Origin of the sequence: Bowmanella pacifica, assembly GCF_014645355.1 — a bacterium.
In the GTDB taxonomy this organism is placed as follows: Bacteria; Pseudomonadota; Gammaproteobacteria; order Enterobacterales; family Alteromonadaceae; genus Bowmanella; species Bowmanella pacifica.
Map to the genome: position 1 here is coordinate 231,654 of NZ_BMLS01000001.1, position 17,462 is coordinate 249,115.

A 17,462-nucleotide genomic window follows, 5' to 3' on the forward strand; every position below is an offset into this window, starting at 1 on the left:
CGGACTAAAGGGGCGACCAGCGCCCCTGACACATCAAAGCCGTGATTAAAAATAATCGTAAGTCAATCGCAGGCCTATTGTCCTTGGCCGGTTAGTACTGATACGGGTTATATCATCCTGGTCGTTGATAAACAGATCAGCCCGCTCATCGGTAAGATTCTGAATGTATAACTCTACACCCCATTGATCTTTACGAACGCCCAGACTGGCATCTGCCGTTAGGTAGCTGTCCTGCCTTTTTCTGTCGGCCGCCACAATGGAGCTCCAGGCATCATCGGCATATTGTGCTGCCACCTGCCAATAAGCATCGTACTCCCCAGCATACCAGGCATATCTTGCCCTTAACGTACTCTGAAACTTAGGGGTTAAAGGTAATTCACTGCCCACCGGCGCCATCTCTATGACCTGGGCACTTACTGAGGTCAGTTCGGTATCATTGTATGAGAAGGCTCCGTATAAGGTCAGGTTATCCGTTGCATTCCAAACCATATCGGCTTCAATACCACGAATTTCCGAATCTGCTGCATTTTCAATAAAGGTCAGAATCGACACATTCTGAGGATCAAAGCGTGACACCTGCATATCAGACCATTCAACATAGTAGAGGTTACCGTTAAACCGCAGTGTGCGATCCAGCAGCAGCGACTTCCAACCAAACTCGTAGTTAGTTACATCATCGGTCTGATAAGTCACGCCCACGGTAGGAAAGTCAGGGTTGGCAGAAGGGATTCCGCCACCACGATTGAACCCTCCGGGTCTGAAACCTTCTGAGTAGGTGGCATAAAACAAAACATCCTTGGTTGCCTGGTAACTCAGATTCACCTTAGGGATCCAATCATCGGCCTTCAGCGGCTCTTCACTGTGCCCGCCAGAGGCATCATAATCTCGCCCACGATCAGTATTCTTAGACCCTTGAAAAATTCCGTCAGCAAAGTTTGAAGAGCCGGTATAATCCGATTCCATGTCGTAATAGCGCAATCCTAAGGTAGCGCTGAATTTGTCGGTAAACTTGTAGGTAAACTCCCCGAACAAAGCGACCTGTTCTTCGGTTCGGGTGATGTCGTTGAAAAAGGCTACCCCAGCGGGACGAGTATCTGGATTAATATTGTTAGCCCCTGAAATGGGGGCATTAGGTGCAAAGCCTAAATGCTGTGTGGCGGTATAGATAAAGTCATCTTGGGTTTCAATGTCCACTTTATCCATAAATACACCAGCCACCGCGCGCCATTTTTCATAGTCCGGGGTTGAGACTCTGAATTCATGAGTCTGGCGGCTATGCTCCTGAAAACCTTTAAATCCCTTAGTTGGGTCAAGGCACTGACGATTTTCGGTAATCAGGGTCGGGTCGATACCATAGTTCACAATGTAATCTGGATTGGTATAGGTACATGTGTAATAGGCGATAAAGCCGCCGGAATTGTTGTACCCGGTATAATCGATGGACTGCTCAACTTCCCGATCCAGATAGGCACCGGTATATACCATTTCCAGCGCCCCCAGACGTCCCTTCAGGGTCCAGGAAGTTTGCCCAAAGGTATCTTCAAGTTCATCAGGGAAATAGCGTTGAACCTGTAAATCTCCGACTTCAGGGTCATAATCAAATACCCCATCAGCCCCCAACTGCTGCTGGGTATGCTGCACTAATAACTCCCAGTCTTCGGCAATCCAATAACGTGCCCCCAGGCGGAAGCCCTGATAAAAACTGTCATTAAAATCCTTTTCGACCAAATGCACATTACTGACTGATGTATAAAGGGTGTCGTCTGGTACTACGCCTGCCACAGCGGAATCAGGATTAACAGTTGGATCCAGAGTGAACTCACCGGCAACGTTGTCGATATACCCACCACGTTGTACGGAGTAAAAGGCGCCCCTAACAGCAAAATCGTTGGTAATTGGCAGATTAATGTATGACTCAACCGCGTTGCTCATTTCACCACTTTTGGTGCTCTCAAGTGATGCCTTGAAGCCTGCTTCAAAGCCATCTAAACGTGGTTTTTTAGTGATTAAACGCACTGTGCCAGCCTGACTGCTGGCCCCAAACAGTGTCCCTTGCGGACCTGGTAGCACTTCAACACGCTCTATATCCGTTACATACACATCTAAATTACGTCCGGGGGCGGTAACTGGCTGCTCATCCAAATAGAGAGCAACGTTTGGCATGGTTCCTTGCGCCCCGGAGAGCATGACGGTAATTGGCTGAATTGCCATGCCTCGAATGTAAACACTGGACTGTCCGGGCCCCCGTCCACCGGCAGAAACATTCGGCATGTAGCGCACGTAGTCATCAAAGTTGCCAACGCCTAAAGCCTTCAGTGTACGTTCGCCCAAAGCCTGTACAGCAACCGGCGCTTCCTGAATATTCTGAGTACGTTTAGCCGCAGTCACAGTAATGGTTTCGACTTCTTTAGTGGAGGGCGTTGTCGGTGCATCATCCTGTGCCTGTACAGCGCCACTGGCGGTTAGTGCAGAGAGTATCGCAATACTAAGTTTTCGCGGTGTAAGCATATGTGTTGTGGTTCCCTATCCGATTATTATTAATTTGTATTCAAACTAATATTCTAAAGGGAAAAGCGACGTAATCAAATCGACCAAGCCAATAAGTGTACTTTCCACTTCAGCCAAAACGAGACATTTGGGAGATGAGAATCCTGTAGGAGGTGGTAGAATAGGGCCCTCCTCTACGAGGAATAAAAAATATAATTCGTCAACAAATCATTATTCAGGCATAAATGTGACAGACAAGACTCAAGCTGCTCGCCTCAACCCACCGGTGTTCTACTCCGCTACGCTACTGATTGTGCTATTGCTGGCTTTTACTGCTTTAATGCCAGAACAGGCCAATGGTCTTTTTGTGGGATTGCAGAAACTCATTGTCACTAATGCCAGTTGGTTTTACGTATTAGTGGTTGCCATTATTTTAGTCAGCACTGTGTACTTGGGCGCTTCCCGCTACGGTGAAATTCGCTTGGGCCCCGATCACGCCAAACCCGATTACTCTCGCCTGACCTGGTTTTCCATGTTGTTCTCTGCGGGCATGGGCATCGGGCTGATGTTCTTTGGCGTAGCAGAACCCGTAATGCACTATCTATCTCCACCAGTAGAACAGCCGGGATCGATTGAAGCCGTGCGCGAAGCCATGAAACTGACCTTTTTCCATTGGGGTCTGCATGCCTGGGCTATCTACGCCATTGTGGCCTTGATCATGGCTTTTTTCAGCTACCGACACGGGCTACCACTGACCTTACGCTCTGCACTTTATCCCTTAATAGGTGAACGTATATACGGCCCCATCGGCCATGCCGTGGATGTCTTTGCAGTGATCGGCACCGTGTTTGGTGTAGCGACATCACTGGGGTTTGGGGTTTTACAGGTAAATACCGGGTTGAATTACCTATTTGGTATTCCTGTTGGTGACAGCACACAGGTCATCCTGATTATCGGGGTAACCCTGCTGGCGATCATATCCGTGGTCACAGGATTGGATAAGGGCATCCGCCGGTTATCAGAACTGAATATGCTGATGGCGGCAGCCTTGCTGATATTTGTACTTCTGCTGGGGCCGACAGTATTTCTATTGCAAGCATTTGTGCAAAACACCGGTGCCTATTTGTCTGACATTGTCAGAAATACCTTTAATCTCTTCGCCTATCAGAAAACCGATTGGTTGGGCGGCTGGACCATCTTCTACTGGGGTTGGTGGATTGCTTGGGCGCCGTTCGTTGGCCTGTTTATTGCGCGTATTTCCCGTGGTCGCACTATCCGCGAATTTGTTCTCGGTGTACTCCTTATTCCTTCAGGCTTTACCCTGATGTGGATGACATTTTTTGGTAACTCAGCCATCGAAATGATTTATGTGCAAGGTATTACCGAATTGGCGGACATGGTCAACAAGGACGTATCCATCGCCTTGTTTGCTTTTTTATCGCATTTTCCTTTCTCATCCTTGCTGTCGGTCATCGCCACCTTGATGGTGATCGTATTTTTTGTCACCTCCGCTGATTCGGGTTCCTTAGTGGTGGATATGCTCTGCTCACATGGGCGCAACGATACCCCACTGTGGCAGCGGGTCTACTGGGCAGGCGGTGAAGGCTTAGTGGCTATTATTCTATTGCTCGCTGGCGGGCTAGGCGCACTACAAACCATGACCATAGTCAGCGCACTGCCATTCGCTGTCGTATTATTGATTGCCATATTGGGATTGTTAAAGGCACTGCGGGTTGATGTGTATAAACGAGAAAGTCTGGCGCTATCGTTAGCCCCTACCTTTGTGAACTCTGCCAACAGCAGTTGGCAGGAAAGGCTGCACAACATAGTCGATTACCCCAGCCGCGAAGTTGTCAGTCGTTTTATCCAACAAGTGGTAAAACCGGCAGCAGAAGCTGTGGCCGAAGAACTTAATCAACAGCAGATACAGGCCGTGGTTGAACGTCATAAGGAGCAGGGGGTGTTGCTGCGTGTCAGTCACGGGGAAGAGATAGATTTTACCTATGCCGTATTGCCCCGGGGGCATGTACAACCCCAGTTTATCCGGCAGGAAGAAGACCTGCAGCAAATGGATGAGGATAAAAAGTACTATCGCGCCGAAGTACACTTGTCAGAGGGCGGCCAGGACTATTGTATTATGGGCTGGTCCAAGCAAGCGGTTATTGGCGATATTATCGACCAATATCAGAAACATATGCATTTTTTACATATGCTGAGATAATGCCGCTTTTACAACAGCCTAAGCTAGGACTGGATCGGAGAGGGTAGATGGAAAAACACGATGAACTGCTGGTTGCCTTGCGCAAGGTTATCCGTGCCATCGACTTGCACTCCAAAAAACTCGAACGCCAAGTAGGTCTGACAGGACCACAGTTACTGGTGATGCGTGCCATCACTCGCTTTAACGGTGCGATGGTCAAAGAGGTTGCAGATGAGACCAATCTCAGCCCTGCCACTATCACCAGCATTCTGGATCGCCTGCAAAACCGGCAGTTAGTGCTGCGCCAACGTTCCACCGAAGATAAACGCAAAGTCGGCGTCTATCTGACCGAGTCCGGAGCCCTGGCGCTAAAGACCGCCCCACAGATGTTACAAGAGCATTTCATTCGCCGCTTTGACGATCTGAAAGACTGGGAGCAAAGTTTGCTGGTGTCCTCAATGCAACGGCTCGCCAGCATGATGGATGCCGAGCAGTTAGACGCTTCTCCGCTGCTGGAAATTGGCCAGGTCAGCCAGACCGAGGCATCAACAGACAAGCAATAATTTATCGCTTTGTCGCACCAGGGATTGCTTTCTTTGCGCAAATGTCTTCATGATGTAGGCCAAGGAAAGTCGGGGTGCCCCGCCACTTAAGGAGACATGCCATGCAAAAACTTGAACATATCCTGTTTCTCAGTAACCCAACCATCAATCAGGATGCCGCAATCCGACAGGTTAAACAGCTATGTCAAGCAACCGGCGCCAGGCTGACCTTGATAGATGTCGTACCTAAGACCAACCCCATCTGGCAGAAATACCAGGAAAGTCTGGGCGATGTAGAAGGCCAGATAACCAAACAGATGCGTAACGAGCTACAAAGCCTGGAAGCCGATTTTCGTCAAAGCGGTATTCAGGTCAAAAGCCAGTTGGAAGTAGGACGCGCCCATGAAGCGGTGATCGAACAGGTAAAACAAGCGCCGACTGATTTGGTTATCGTCAATGCACATCATGGTCAAAGCCTCAAACAGGCTTTTTTCGGCAGTACAGCCCTGCATCTGATCCGCAAATGCCCCTGCCCAGTCATGGCGGTGCGCTCTGGCAACCGCCAGCCTCCTCAGCGAGTCATGGCAGCCATTGACCTTACCTCAGATACAGGATTTGAGGCTAACCGCCGCTCCATGAACCCGGATATTCTGCACTCGGCTGAATACCTGGGTAAGCAATTGCATATGGAATTACATGTTGTACAGGCCTGGCAACTGGAGAATGAAGGTTATCTTCAACTACGTGGCGGGCTGGAAGACAACATCATGGAAGAACTGATGAAAGACATGCGCTCCGAGTTTGTCAGTATCACCGACCACTATTGCAGCGAGCACTTGGCGCAGCCCTTATCGCCCGGACAACGCCACGTAGTTCATGGCCATGCTGCGCATGTGATTGCATCACAAAGTCAGTTGCATGACATTGACCTTCTGGTCATGGGTACAGTCAGCCGCCACGGCCTGAAGGGTCTGCTTATCGGCAACACGGCAGAGGAAATCTTATCAGTAACAGATTGCTCTGTACTGGTACTAAAACCCAAGGACGCTTAATTAGCGTCCTTGTTGTAGTTCGGGGTCAATGATACGCAATTGTTGACGAATCAGGGCCTCGGGCACCGGAATAAACCCATCTCGGCGAACCAAATCCTGTCCGGCCGGTGACAAAATAAAGCGAATAAACTCACGTTCCAGTAATGGCAAAGGTTGTTCCGGCGCCTTGTTAACCACCAGATACAAAAAACGCGACAAGGGGTAATCTCCCGAGGCGATATTCTCCATGCTGGGCGCGATATAGTCTTTGTTATGACGAGCTATAGGCAGAGCCCTTACGCCGGCCGTCTTATAACCAAATCCAGCGTAGCCTAGCGCCCCATCGGAATAAGCGACAGATTGCACCACAGAGGCAGAGCCAGGCTGTTCATTGACAGTGGCCAGAAAATCGCCTTGGCAAAGGGCCTCGGCTTTAAACAAACCATAAGTACCGGACACGGAGTTTCTGCCAAATAAACGAATTCGTTTGTTGTTCCAGGAGTCTGGCAACCCTAACTGTTGCCAGTACGCGATGGGCTGCGCCGCGCCACAATAACGAGTGACAGAAAAAATCGCATCAACTTCCTGCAAATTAAGCCCTGCCACAGGATTGTGCAAATCAACAAACAGGGCGATAGCATCAATAGCCACCTTTAATACCGTAGGTTGATAGCCATGCACCTTACTAAAATAGGCAATTTCACTCTCTTTGAGCTCCCGACTCATCGGACCGACATTAGCGGTTCCTTCAGTCAACGCGGCGGGCGCAGTTGATGAGCCAGATGCCTGAATTTGAAACGCAACATGGGGATAGTAGCTTTTGAATTCCTCGGCCCAAAAGGTCATCAGATTACCTAAGGTATCAGAACCCACAGAGGTAATAGTCCCCGACACCCCTGGCTGCTTTTGATAGTCCTCGCCACTTGCCTGGCAAGGAATAACACTGCCCAACAACAGCAAAAACGCACTAACTCTGATGGCTGGCATGGCTGTTTACCACGGTAAGTTCGGTTGAAAAATGAAAAGAGAAGCAACTTCCCTTGCCGACTTCGCTGTCTATCTCCAGCCTGGAATTATGGTGCGTCAACACATGTTTAACTATTGCCAGACCTAACCCTGAACCGCCGGTTTTGCGTGAGCGTGCCTTATCAACCCGATAAAAGCGCTCAGTCAGACGGGCCAGATGCTTCTCTGCAATCCCCTCACCGTTATCCTGCACATAGAACTCTGCAGCTTTATTGCGCAGTCGCCAGCCCACTTGGATCTTGCCCTTAGCCGGCGTGTAATGAATTGCATTAAAGATCAGGTTAGAAAACGCGCTGCGTAATTCGGTCTCAATACCAAATACCCTTAGCTGAGGGTCAACAGTAAATTCAATTTCATGGCCCTTATCCTGATTAAGGGCAGCCGCTTCGCTTTGAATGGCTGCCAGAACCTGAGGCACATCAACAATCTTTTCATACACCCGTTCGGCGCTGGCCTCAATACGGGACAAAATCAGCAGTTGCTCAATCAGGCTCTGCATCCTCCGGGTCTGTGAAGTCATTTCGCCAAAGGCTTTTTGCATAAATGCCGGCGGATACGCCTGAGGATCGGCATTAAACATCTCCAGATAGCCATTTAGCACGGTAAGCGGTGTGCGCAACTCATGAGATACGTTGGCAACAAAATCCTTACGCATTTCCTCTAATTGTGTCACTCGCGTTACGTCCCGCGCGACTAATAGCAGGTGCTTCTCACCATAGGGCATGACCCGGTACTCCAGGATCTTATCGATATTGGTGGGAGATGTGACTTCTATGGGGTAGTCAAAGTTACCCTGATGAAAAAACTCGATAAATTGCGGATGACGGATGAGATTATCCACTCGTCGCCCAGCGTCTTCCGGCCAACGCAGCCCAAGTTCAATGCGGGCAAGGCGATTACACCAGGCAATACAAGCATTGGCATCCACCACCACCGCGGCATCAGGCAAGGCTTCTGCACCTTCACGAAAGCGCTTAACCAGCGCGCCTAATTCCTTGCGTTTATTACGGTTGCGCCGCTGAAGATAATAAATACCTTCGTAGACGTGCTCCCAGATGCCAGCCGTTTTGGGCGGGGTCATTTTCTTGCTGTGCCACAGCCAGCGATTAAGACGAAAAAGATGCCAATAATGCTGTAGCAGCAACAAGGTGACAGCCACAGCAATACATACAGCCAGGTTATCCAGATATACACCGACCACAATGGCAAGCACAAAGTAAACGGCTAGTCGGCCAAGGATTTTCCACCAGGAGAAGGGATAATACATTGCGCCGGCGCGCCTCCTTTATACTTTACACTTTGGCCGAGAAGCGATACCCCGCGCCCCTGACAGTCTGAATCATTGCATCATGGTTATGCTTGGAAATGGCCTTGCGTAAACGACGAATATGCACATCAACGGTACGATCCTCCACATACACATTAGTACCCCAGACATTATCCAGCAGCTGCTCGCGGCTGTAGACGCGTTCGCTGTGGGTCATAAAGAAGTGCAGCAATTTAAATTCTGTCGGTCCCATATCCAATGGCTCTTCCATGGCAGTCACCCGATGTGAAATGGGATCCAGAATCAAACCGTTAAATTCAATCGGCTCATCACCAGAGGTTGGGGTTACACGGCGGATAACCGCCTTCATGCGAGCTACCAATTCTTTGGGAGAAAATGGCTTTGTTACATAATCATCGGCACCGGCATCCAGGCCGCGTACTTTGTCATCTTCTTCGCCCCGGGCGGTAAGCATAATAATAGGGATGTCGCGGGTATGCTCATGCTGTTTGAGCTTCTTAGCCAATTGTACCCCGCTACCGCCAGGCAGCATCCAATCCAGTAAAATCAGATCGGGATAGGGCTCTTTGACCATTTCCAGCGCCACATCGTAATCTTCCGCTTCCATGGTCTCGAAACCGGATTGCTCCAGCACAAATTTGACCATCTCACGAATGGGCGACTCGTCTTCCACCAGCAAGACTCTTTTTGACATGGTTTTAACCTTCTTCATGAAAACGCCCGCAATTATTGGTTGATTCTGTGACAGTTTTATTAAAGCTGATTGACAGCCTGCTGCTACCACCCCGGATGACTTACTTCGCATCATAATTTTTGCAGCTAGCAAAAGCCAGCCCAGACCTTCCAGGTGACGCTTATGTGTGCGATTAGCTTGCTTTGTCTGTTCCTTCTGCCCAGCCACCCTTTGGTTGCTTGCTTTCAGCGGTTAAGACATTCTAAACGCTTGTCTAACATCAACTTTACGCATATTCTTGGTCTAACTGGGATGGATTGCTAAGCGGACTAATTTCAATGTCGAAGGTTAAAACAGGGCTATCGAAGAAGCTGTTAACCCGCGTGCTCTCCGTTTATTTTATCCTCACTCTGATTGTTACCCTTGGCCAGATTTTCACCGAATATCTCAATGCCAAGAACCACATAGAAAGTGAGCTACAGACGCTCAAAAATACCTTCAGCACCAGCCTGACCCGTGCAATCTGGGAGCTGAACACCCCCCAGGCCGTGTCCATTGCAGAAGGATTAATGGAACTCCCCATAGTTGATGGGGTACAGATTCGAGATGAAAATGCCAACTACATTGCCGATTTAGGGCGAACCAACAAACAGCCCATGGAGCCGGTAACCACTGGTGTCATGCGCGATCACGCCGGCGGCACTTTTGGTTACAGTTTTCCGCTGATCTTTGAGTTTTCAGGTCGCACCTCGCAGGTTGGTGATGTAACCCTGTATTCAAGCTTTGAAATTATTTTCGGTCGGATAGAAGTTGGCATTTTCTTTCTGATTGGCAACGCATTTATTAAAACCGCTTTTCTGATCTTTTTGTTTTTAAATGCGTTTCGCCGCATGCTCACCGACCCGTTAGCCGAGCTTACCGAACAGATCAGTAAGTTTGACATCAACCGTTTAGAGCAATCCAAACTGCATGCGCGATTAACCGACGACAATGAACTGAAGGTATTGCAAGATGCCTACAACCAATTGGTCGAAGATCTCATCCGTTTCCAGGACAAGCTCAATCATACTCAGGATGAATTGCGTGCCGCTAATCTAAAGTTGGATGAACAAAATCTGTCACTGGAGCAGGAAGTGGCGCGTAAGACAGCGTCATTAAGCAAAATAATGCTGGACTTGGAACAGCAAAAAGATGAGCTGATAAGTAACCAGCGCGAGCTTAAACAAGAGAACGAAAATCGTCGCAAGGTAGAAGAAGAACTTCTCAAGAAGAATGCCGAGCTCGCTGAGTCGATGAAAACCTTACAAATGGCTAAAGACCAATTGGTCGAGTCCGAGCGTATGGCTTCCCTCGGTGGACTGGTCGCCGGCATAGCCCATGACGTTAATACCCCGCTGGGGGTTGGGGTAACCGCCGCCAGTTTCCTGCAGGAGCGATTAAAGGGCTTGCAACAAGCCTTCGATGAAAAAAGCCTGACCGCTAAGACCATGTCCACTTTCCTGAATGAGGGACAGCAAACCGCCACCCTGCTGCTGACAAACCTGAACCGAGCCTCCGAGCTGATTGCCAGTTTCAAGCAGGTAGCAGTAGATCAAACCAGCGAAGCAGAGCGAGACTTCGATTTAGGTGAGTATCTGCAGGAAATTATTCAATCCCTGGCGCCTAATCTGAAAAAGACCCAGCATAAAATTGAAGTGGAATGCCCGTCCAATCTGCAGGTGCGCTGCGCACCTGGTGTTATTGCCCAGATATTTACCAATATGATCATGAACTCACTTATTCATGGTTTTGAAAATAAAAAGGCCGGCACCATTAAGATTCAGGTTAGCAGCCAGGATGGCGACGTCAGAATACAATATCAGGATGACGGTAAGGGCTTGTCCCCCCTGCTGCTGAACAAACTGTTTGAAGCCTTTTTTACCACCCGTCGTGGACGCGGCGGAAGTGGGCTGGGTACCCACATTATGTACAACCTGGTGACACAGGCGCTGCATGGTCAAATCGAAGCCCAGTCCGAAGAAGGGCGGGGGTTACGTTACGACATCCATTTCCCGCAAAGACGAGATGCTTAAGGCATTATTGACCACTGACTTCTGCACTAAAGCCTGATAACCTGCGCCCTTTCTATAGCAGTGGAACGGCGCAATGTGGTTTAAAAATCTCAAAATTTATCAACTTACCCAAGCTTTGGACATTGATCCCGATGACTTGCATGACCAATTGAGCCAGGCCGCTTTTCGTCCTTGTGGTAATCAGGACCTGGCCAGCATGGGTTGGACAGCGCCACTCAAGCAAGGTGCCAGTTTAGTGCATGCTGCCGATGGCCGAATTTTACTCAGCCTGAAAAAACAAGAACGCATTCTGCCGGGCGCGGTTGTTGCGGCCGAGCTGGAAGAGCGGGTCGAGAAAATCGAACGTGATACCGGGGCTCCAGTAGGTAAAAAGGCCAAGCAGGAACTGAAACAGGAAATAACCCATCAGTTGCTGCCTAAGGCGTTTACTCGTGACAGCTATACCTTCGGTTTCATTTCCACAAAAGAAAACCTGGTGGTCGTTGATGCGTCGGCGGACGGTAAAGCCGAGGTCTTTTTAGCCCATTTGCGCAAAACTATCGGCTCATTGCCTGTGGTTCCTTTATGCAGACGCAGCCTGTCGCCTGACTTAACCAACTGGCTAAAAGGTGAGGCAATCCCTGAAGGCTTCTCGCTGCTAGAGGAAGCCGAGCTGAAATCACCCAATGAAGACGGCGCGATTATCCGCTGCAAAAATCAGCCTCTGGATGCCGAAGAAATCCAGTTGCATTTGCAAAGTGGCAAACTGGTACAAAAAATCGCGCTGGACTGGGATGAGCGTTTGACTGCGCTGTTGCAAGAAGATCTCACCGTTAAACGGCTGAAGTTTAGTGATGTACTGCGCGAGCAGAACGACGATATCCCTAAAGATCAGCAGCTAGCCAGACTGGATGCAGACTTTTGCCTAATGGCCGCAGAAGTGGTTAATTTGGTCAAGGCACTCGACCAGGCATTTGGCCTGGCCGAACAAAACTAATAAAAGCCGGGCTGATGCAAAGACGCATCAGCCTATTTTTATTGGAAGATCATCCTGGCGTTATCGCGCATGGTCTTAAACTCTTCACTATCCAACACACTCAGATCCTCAAACAGCCCCTTTTGCTGCGTCACATTCATCACGCCGTCTTTCAGACTCCCCATATAACCACTGAGTGCCGCCCCTAAACGGACAAAGTCCAGATAAGTAATGGCTTGGGACATATAGCCAAGATTGCGCCAGTTTTCTGCTACCTCAACCAGCTCATCATGAAAACCCCACTCACGTAAGATCACACCACCAATTCGCCCCGATAATTTCTGCACTGCAACGGACAAAAACGTAGGATTAGCAAATACATCATCATGGCGTTCGGCTTCGGTGAAGATAGGTAATACACCAATATTGTGAACCAGCGCGGCTAACGTCATGATGTCCAGATTCAGGCGCTTTTGTTTAGTCTGTTCCGTATGCATTTGCAGCGCGGCCATGGCATTTGCCACCACGTCAATCGTCTGCTGCCAAACTTGATTGATATGCTCATGAACAATTTGATTCTTTGATACAAATAACTGTTCCATTGCCAGCGCCGTAGCAATATTTTTCACCTGTCTTAAGCCAATTCGGGTAACGGCCTGGTGAATAGTTTCAACTTTTACCGTACGTCCCATGTAGGCACTATTAGAAATCTTAATAATGCGGGCGCTCAGTGCCGGATCCTGTCCGATAACATCAGCCATTTTATTCAAATTGACTTCCGGGTCATCAGCCGTACGACGCACCTTAAGTGCAATTGCAGGCAAGGTCGGAAGCACTAAGGTGTCGTTATTGATCTTCTCAACCAGTATGGTCAGCAAGGCATTTTCTGTGGACATATTCCAACCTTATAAAGCGGCGGTTTTTAAGCAAGAGAAATAACCAAAGAGAATATGCGGGGTTCTCTGGAGGTCGTTCTAAGTATCATCTAATTTATGGAAAAGTAAAAGAAATGTGCTCGAAAAGCGCAGCTAAGGTCGGGCGTGTGCAGGCCGTCTAAGATGCAGTACTATAGTCACTGCAATAGTGTTTTACTTACCTCACTAAAACAGATAACGACAGGAAACCCATGAAACTCTCAAAACTAACCTTATCCCTCACTATGGCATCAGGCCTGCTGCTTGGTTGCTCTGAGCCAGTGCAACAGCAGCAAAACAAAGAAGTTGCGCCAATCGCTGCGCAAGGACCGGTATTAAAGCAGGGGCTGGAGTCCAGATTAGATATCTACCATCCGGTTGACCTTACCAGTGACCTATCACACCTGTCTGGCCGTCAAAAACAGATGGTAGCTGTACTGATTGATGCTGCCAAAATCATGGACGACCTGTTCTGGAAACAAGCCTTTGGTGGAGACAAAGACAAGTTTCTTGCTTCCATTGACGATCCCAAGGTACGTCAGTTTGCAGACATTAATTATGGCCCATGGGATCGTTTGGATGGTGACAAGGCGTTTTTAACCAACACCGACGAAAAGCCTCTTGGCGCGCAGTTCTATCCGCAAGATATGACAAAGGCGGAATTTGAAGGGGCAGAATTTGCCGACAAACAAGGCCTGTATTCTATGGTGGTGCGTGACGCTCAGGGCAAGCTGACTTCAGTCCCCTATTCCGAGATGTATCATTCAGAGCTTAACGCTGCGGCGGCATTACTGCGCAAAGCTTCTGCACTGGCAGACAATCAGGAATTCGCACAGTATTTATCGCTGCGCGCAGATGCCTTGCTAAGTGACAGCTACCAACCATCCGATATGGCCTGGATGGATATGAAAACCAACCCCATCGAGTTGGTATTGGGTCCTATCGAAACCTATGAGGATCAACTCTATGGTTATCGTGCAGCCTTTGAAGCTTATGTGTTAGTTAAAGACCTGGCCTGGAGCGAAAAGCTGGCCAAATACGCCGCCTTCCTGCCCGAGCTGCAAAAAGGCTTACCAGTAGAAGAGACGTATAAACAGGAAATGCCAGGCTCTGATGCCGACCTGAATGCTTACGATGTCATTTACTATGCTGGCCACTCCAACGCCGGCAGTAAAACCATTGCCATCAACCTGCCCAATGATGAACAGGTGCAACTGGAAAAAGGCACTCGTCGTTTACAACTGAAAAATGCCATGCGTGCCAAATTTGACAATATTTTGGTACCTATAGCTGATCAATTGATCGTGCCCGAACAGCGTCAACACATAACCTTTGACGCCTTCTTTGCCAACACCATGTTCCATGAAGTCGCCCATGGACTGGGGATCAAAAATACCCTGGATGGCAGCGGTACAGTTCGTCAGGCACTAAAAGAGCACGCCTCAGCTCTGGAAGAAGGTAAAGCGGATATTCTAGGCCTGTATATGGTTCAGCAATTGCTTGAAAAAGGTGAAATTACCGAAGGTACGTTGGAAGATTACTATGTCACCTTTATGGCCGGCATATTCCGTAGCGTGCGTTTTGGCGCTTCCAGTGCGCACGGCAAAGCCAACATGATCCGCTTCAATTTCTTTGCCGAGCATGGTGCTTTTGCCCGTGACGAACAAGGGCTATATAAAGTAGATATGACTAAAATGGCACAGGCTATTGATGCGCTTTCCAACCGCATCCTGACGTTACAGGGTGATGGCGACTACACTGGCGTTGATGCGCTGGTCGCCGACAAGGGGGTGATTAAGGCACAACTGGCCGAGGATTTGGCACGTCTCACTCGCGCGAATATCCCAGTGGATATTACCTTCAAACAGGGTAAGGACGTTCTGGGACTCTAATCCAGGCGTTAAGGCTAGAGCGTGTTGACCTTTTGAGTATGATTTTGCAGCAGTTTGTGGGCCCTTTATACAAGGCAGAGCGAACGTGGTGTAGTTATTCTACATGAGTGAGTGATAACGCCGTAGAAAGGGCCCACAAGCGCTGCCCGAAGGGGTCAACCCAGCCCCTCCTGCTCTGTGTTGCCGGGCTTTGACTTAGGCCCACTAGGCCTGCAGCCCGGCGTCGTGACCAGAAGGGACTGGATTTAAACAAAATCTATACTCAAAAGGTCAACACGCTCTAGGAGACCACCAAGGTCTCTTAGCCTGCATACTGCCTAAGCCGTTTTCAGCTTATCCTGATAAGGTGGCCAGCCTAAAGGCTTACCGGCCAATACATGTAAGTGCAGGTGATAGACAGTCTGTCCGCCATGTGGGTTACAGTTCATCACGGCACGATATCCATCTTCGGCAAATCCCATTTCTGCGGCCAGCTTGGCGGCAACCAGATACAAATGCCCAACCACTTCACGATCCTGTGATTCAATATCATTGATCGTGGCAATAGGCTTTTTCGGGATAATCAAAAAATGTACCGGTGCCTGAGGATTAATGTCCTTAAAGGCCAGGGACAACTCATCCTCGTAAATGATGTCGGCTGGAATTTCCCGGTTTATGATTTTGGTGAACAAAGTGTCAGACATAGTGGCATCCCGGCAATTAACTAAACACAAAAACTAACAATACCACACCCAACAACAGGCGATAGATGACAAAAGGCAGCATGCCAATGCGTGAGATCCAAGTTAGGAACAACTTAATACACAAATAAGCACTGACGAAGGAAAAAAGCGCTCCATACAGCATGGCCTGCCAGTCAACAGCATGTTCGCTGGCCGCTAAATCCAGCGACACCAGTAGGCCCGCCCCCAGGATGGTCGGAATAGACAGTAGAAAAGAGAATCTCGCAGCACTTTCGCGGTCAAGGCCAGCCATTAAGCCTGCCGTCATGGTAATACCTGAGCGGGATGTGCCCGGAATAATGGCCAGTGCCTGAGCAAAGCCAACAAATAAAGCACTCTTCCAATTTAACTGAAAAATGTTTTTATGCTGCTTAGCCTTGGCATCGGCATACCACAGCAGTAAACCAAAAACTATGGTGGTGATAGCAATCACCAGCGCGGAACGGGAATACACTTCAATGGCAGATTTAAAGGCAAAGCCAAAAATCACCGCAGGGATAGTGGCGACAATCACCCACCAAGCTAACCGGCTATGCTCACTGTGCTGTCCTTTAAACACCGCCCCCAACCAAGCGCTGATAAGGCGCAGGATATCCTCGCGAAAATACAGCACTACGGCCAGCAAACTGCCAACATGCACTGCCACATCAAAGGCTAAGCCCTGGTTATCCCAGCCAAGCAAAGCTGAAGGTAAGATCAGGTGACCAGAGCTAGAAATAGGTAAAAATTCGGTAATCCCCTGAATCAGGGCCAGCGCAATAATTTCAATTAACGTCATAGTGAAGGTTTCCAGTTAAAGTCGACTTTCCATAGCTTCTGGCTGTCCTTGTTATAGTCCTGCCACAGTTGCTGATAGGAGGTTTGTGCAATGGGGTGACACCGCTGCGGCGCCAATTCCGCTAAAGGCCATAACACAAATGCATTGTGAATAATCTCCGCGCGCGGCAATTCTACCGGATTGGCTTGCACAAGATCATCATAAAGCAGCAAATCTAAATCCAGGGTACGAGGGGCAAATTTCTTGTCGCCATGCAGACGACCGTTTTGTCGCTCAATAGTTTTAAGCGTTGCGACAACTTCTTCCACCGACAACTGGGTATGGGCACTGATGACCATATTGAAAAAGGCACTGCCGTCAAACCCTACCGCCTCACTTTCATACAAGCTGGAAAGCTGCAGCAAACCGAATACTTCGTACAGCGCATCCAACCCGGCGCGCGTATGTTTTTCGCGTTCGACATTGCTACCCAGGCTGATAAAAATCAACGCCATCTAGGGTCGGCTCCGGGTCAACTGAACGGCAACATTTCTGGCATTAGGTAAGATGTCAGGTTTGCTTAGCTTGAGGGTTATTTCCCGAATTGCAAACTCGGCAAACAACGCATCCAACATGGCCGATGCTAATGCCTCGAGCAACTCAAAACTGCTCTTTTCCGCTACCCGTCCCAGGCTTTCGGCTACCAGCGCATAATCGATAGTATCTGTTACTTTATCGGTCTGGGCTGCTTGGCTGAGATCACAGCGCAAACACAAGTCGACCAGCAAAGGACGGGGGGCTTTTCGCTCCCAGTCGTAAACACCAATTAGCGATTCCAGGCGTAGCCCTTCAATATAAATTTTATCCATAACACATCAGGCCAGTAGAAATGATGAGATAACT

Annotated in this window: 15 protein-coding genes; 6 read left to right on the plus strand and 9 right to left on the minus strand. The window is 49.0% G+C overall.

Annotation, left to right across the window (positions count from 1 at the left end; translation table 11 throughout):
• Positions 1–45 precede the first annotated feature (45 nt).
• Positions 46–2,508, minus strand: a complete 2,463-nt coding sequence (locus tag IEX02_RS00980; RefSeq protein WP_188688964.1) for a TonB-dependent receptor — start codon at positions 2,506–2,508, stop codon at positions 46–48.
• A 226-nt stretch (positions 2,509–2,734) separates the two neighbouring features.
• On the opposite strand from IEX02_RS00980, the gene IEX02_RS00985 reads away from it, so the two are divergent.
• The 3 genes from IEX02_RS00985 to IEX02_RS00995 all read left to right on the plus strand — a co-directional run bounded on the left by IEX02_RS00985 (position 2,735) and on the right by IEX02_RS00995 (position 6,281).
• Positions 2,735–4,708: a BCCT family transporter gene (locus IEX02_RS00985; RefSeq protein ID WP_229701975.1), complete on the plus strand. Its 1,974-nt coding sequence runs from the start codon at positions 2,735–2,737 to the stop codon at positions 4,706–4,708.
• A gap of 47 nt (positions 4,709–4,755) precedes the next feature.
• A complete protein-coding gene (locus IEX02_RS00990; RefSeq protein ID WP_188688967.1) occupies positions 4,756–5,250 on the plus strand; it encodes a MarR family winged helix-turn-helix transcriptional regulator in 495 nt (164 codons plus the stop codon).
• A 101-nt stretch (positions 5,251–5,351) separates the two neighbouring features.
• Positions 5,352–6,281, plus strand: a complete 930-nt coding sequence (locus IEX02_RS00995) for a universal stress protein (RefSeq protein WP_188688970.1) — start codon at positions 5,352–5,354, stop codon at positions 6,279–6,281.
• Here the strand turns inward: IEX02_RS00995 and IEX02_RS01000 are convergent, their stop codons facing one another.
• The 3 genes from IEX02_RS01000 to phoB are packed head-to-tail and all read right to left on the minus strand — an operon-like array spanning position 6,282 to position 9,268.
• Positions 6,282–7,247: a PstS family phosphate ABC transporter substrate-binding protein gene (locus tag IEX02_RS01000; RefSeq protein WP_188688973.1), complete on the minus strand. Its 966-nt coding sequence runs from the start codon at positions 7,245–7,247 to the stop codon at positions 6,282–6,284.
• Complete coding sequence (gene phoR / locus IEX02_RS01005) at positions 7,228–8,553, minus strand: phosphate regulon sensor histidine kinase PhoR (RefSeq protein ID WP_188688976.1); 1,326 nt, start codon at positions 8,551–8,553, stop codon at positions 7,228–7,230. Before phoR ends, IEX02_RS01000 begins: the two co-directional genes overlap by 20 nt.
• Before the next feature lie 25 nt (positions 8,554–8,578).
• A complete protein-coding gene (gene phoB, locus IEX02_RS01010) occupies positions 8,579–9,268 on the minus strand; it encodes a phosphate regulon transcriptional regulator PhoB (protein WP_188688978.1) in 690 nt (229 codons plus the stop codon).
• 317 nt (positions 9,269–9,585) lie between these two features.
• Between phoB and IEX02_RS01015 the strand changes: the two genes are divergently transcribed.
• Both IEX02_RS01015 and rdgC read left to right on the plus strand, forming a co-directional pair.
• Positions 9,586–11,319 (plus strand): sensor histidine kinase, encoded by a 1,734-nt coding sequence (locus tag IEX02_RS01015; RefSeq protein ID WP_188688980.1) that lies wholly within the window; start codon positions 9,586–9,588, stop codon positions 11,317–11,319.
• Between the two features lie 73 nt (positions 11,320–11,392).
• Positions 11,393–12,295, plus strand: a complete 903-nt coding sequence (gene rdgC / locus IEX02_RS01020) for a recombination-associated protein RdgC (RefSeq protein ID WP_188688983.1) — start codon at positions 11,393–11,395, stop codon at positions 12,293–12,295.
• A 38-nt stretch (positions 12,296–12,333) separates the two neighbouring features.
• Here the strand turns inward: rdgC and IEX02_RS01025 are convergent, their stop codons facing one another.
• A complete protein-coding gene (locus IEX02_RS01025) occupies positions 12,334–13,170 on the minus strand; it encodes an HDOD domain-containing protein (RefSeq protein WP_188688986.1) in 837 nt (278 codons plus the stop codon).
• A gap of 230 nt (positions 13,171–13,400) precedes the next feature.
• Between IEX02_RS01025 and IEX02_RS01030 the strand changes: the two genes are divergently transcribed.
• Positions 13,401–15,080 carry a DUF8614 domain-containing protein gene (locus tag IEX02_RS01030; RefSeq protein ID WP_188688988.1) on the plus strand — a complete coding sequence of 560 codons (1,680 nt, stop codon included), beginning with the start codon at positions 13,401–13,403 and terminating at the stop codon, positions 15,078–15,080.
• Positions 15,081–15,397: 317 nt separating this feature from the next.
• Here IEX02_RS01030 and IEX02_RS01035 read toward each other — a convergent pair whose 3' ends face one another.
• Genes IEX02_RS01035 through folB form a run of 4 tightly spaced genes read right to left on the minus strand, consistent with a single transcriptional unit; the run spans position 15,398 to position 17,428 of the window.
• Entirely contained in the window at positions 15,398–15,763 is a 366-nt protein-coding gene (locus tag IEX02_RS01035; RefSeq protein WP_188688992.1) for a histidine triad nucleotide-binding protein, read from the minus strand.
• Positions 15,764–15,779: 16 nt separating this feature from the next.
• A complete protein-coding gene (locus tag IEX02_RS01040) occupies positions 15,780–16,580 on the minus strand; it encodes an undecaprenyl-diphosphate phosphatase (RefSeq protein WP_188688995.1) in 801 nt (266 codons plus the stop codon).
• On the minus strand, positions 16,577–17,074 hold the full coding sequence (gene folK, locus IEX02_RS01045; RefSeq protein ID WP_188688998.1) for a 2-amino-4-hydroxy-6-hydroxymethyldihydropteridine diphosphokinase: 498 nt from the start codon (positions 17,072–17,074) through the stop codon (positions 16,577–16,579). Before folK ends, IEX02_RS01040 begins: the two co-directional genes overlap by 4 nt.
• Positions 17,075–17,428, minus strand: coding sequence for a dihydroneopterin aldolase (gene folB / locus IEX02_RS01050; RefSeq protein WP_188689001.1), 354 nt, complete (start codon positions 17,426–17,428; stop codon positions 17,075–17,077). It lies immediately after the preceding gene.
• Between the last annotated feature and the right edge of the window lie 34 nt (positions 17,429–17,462).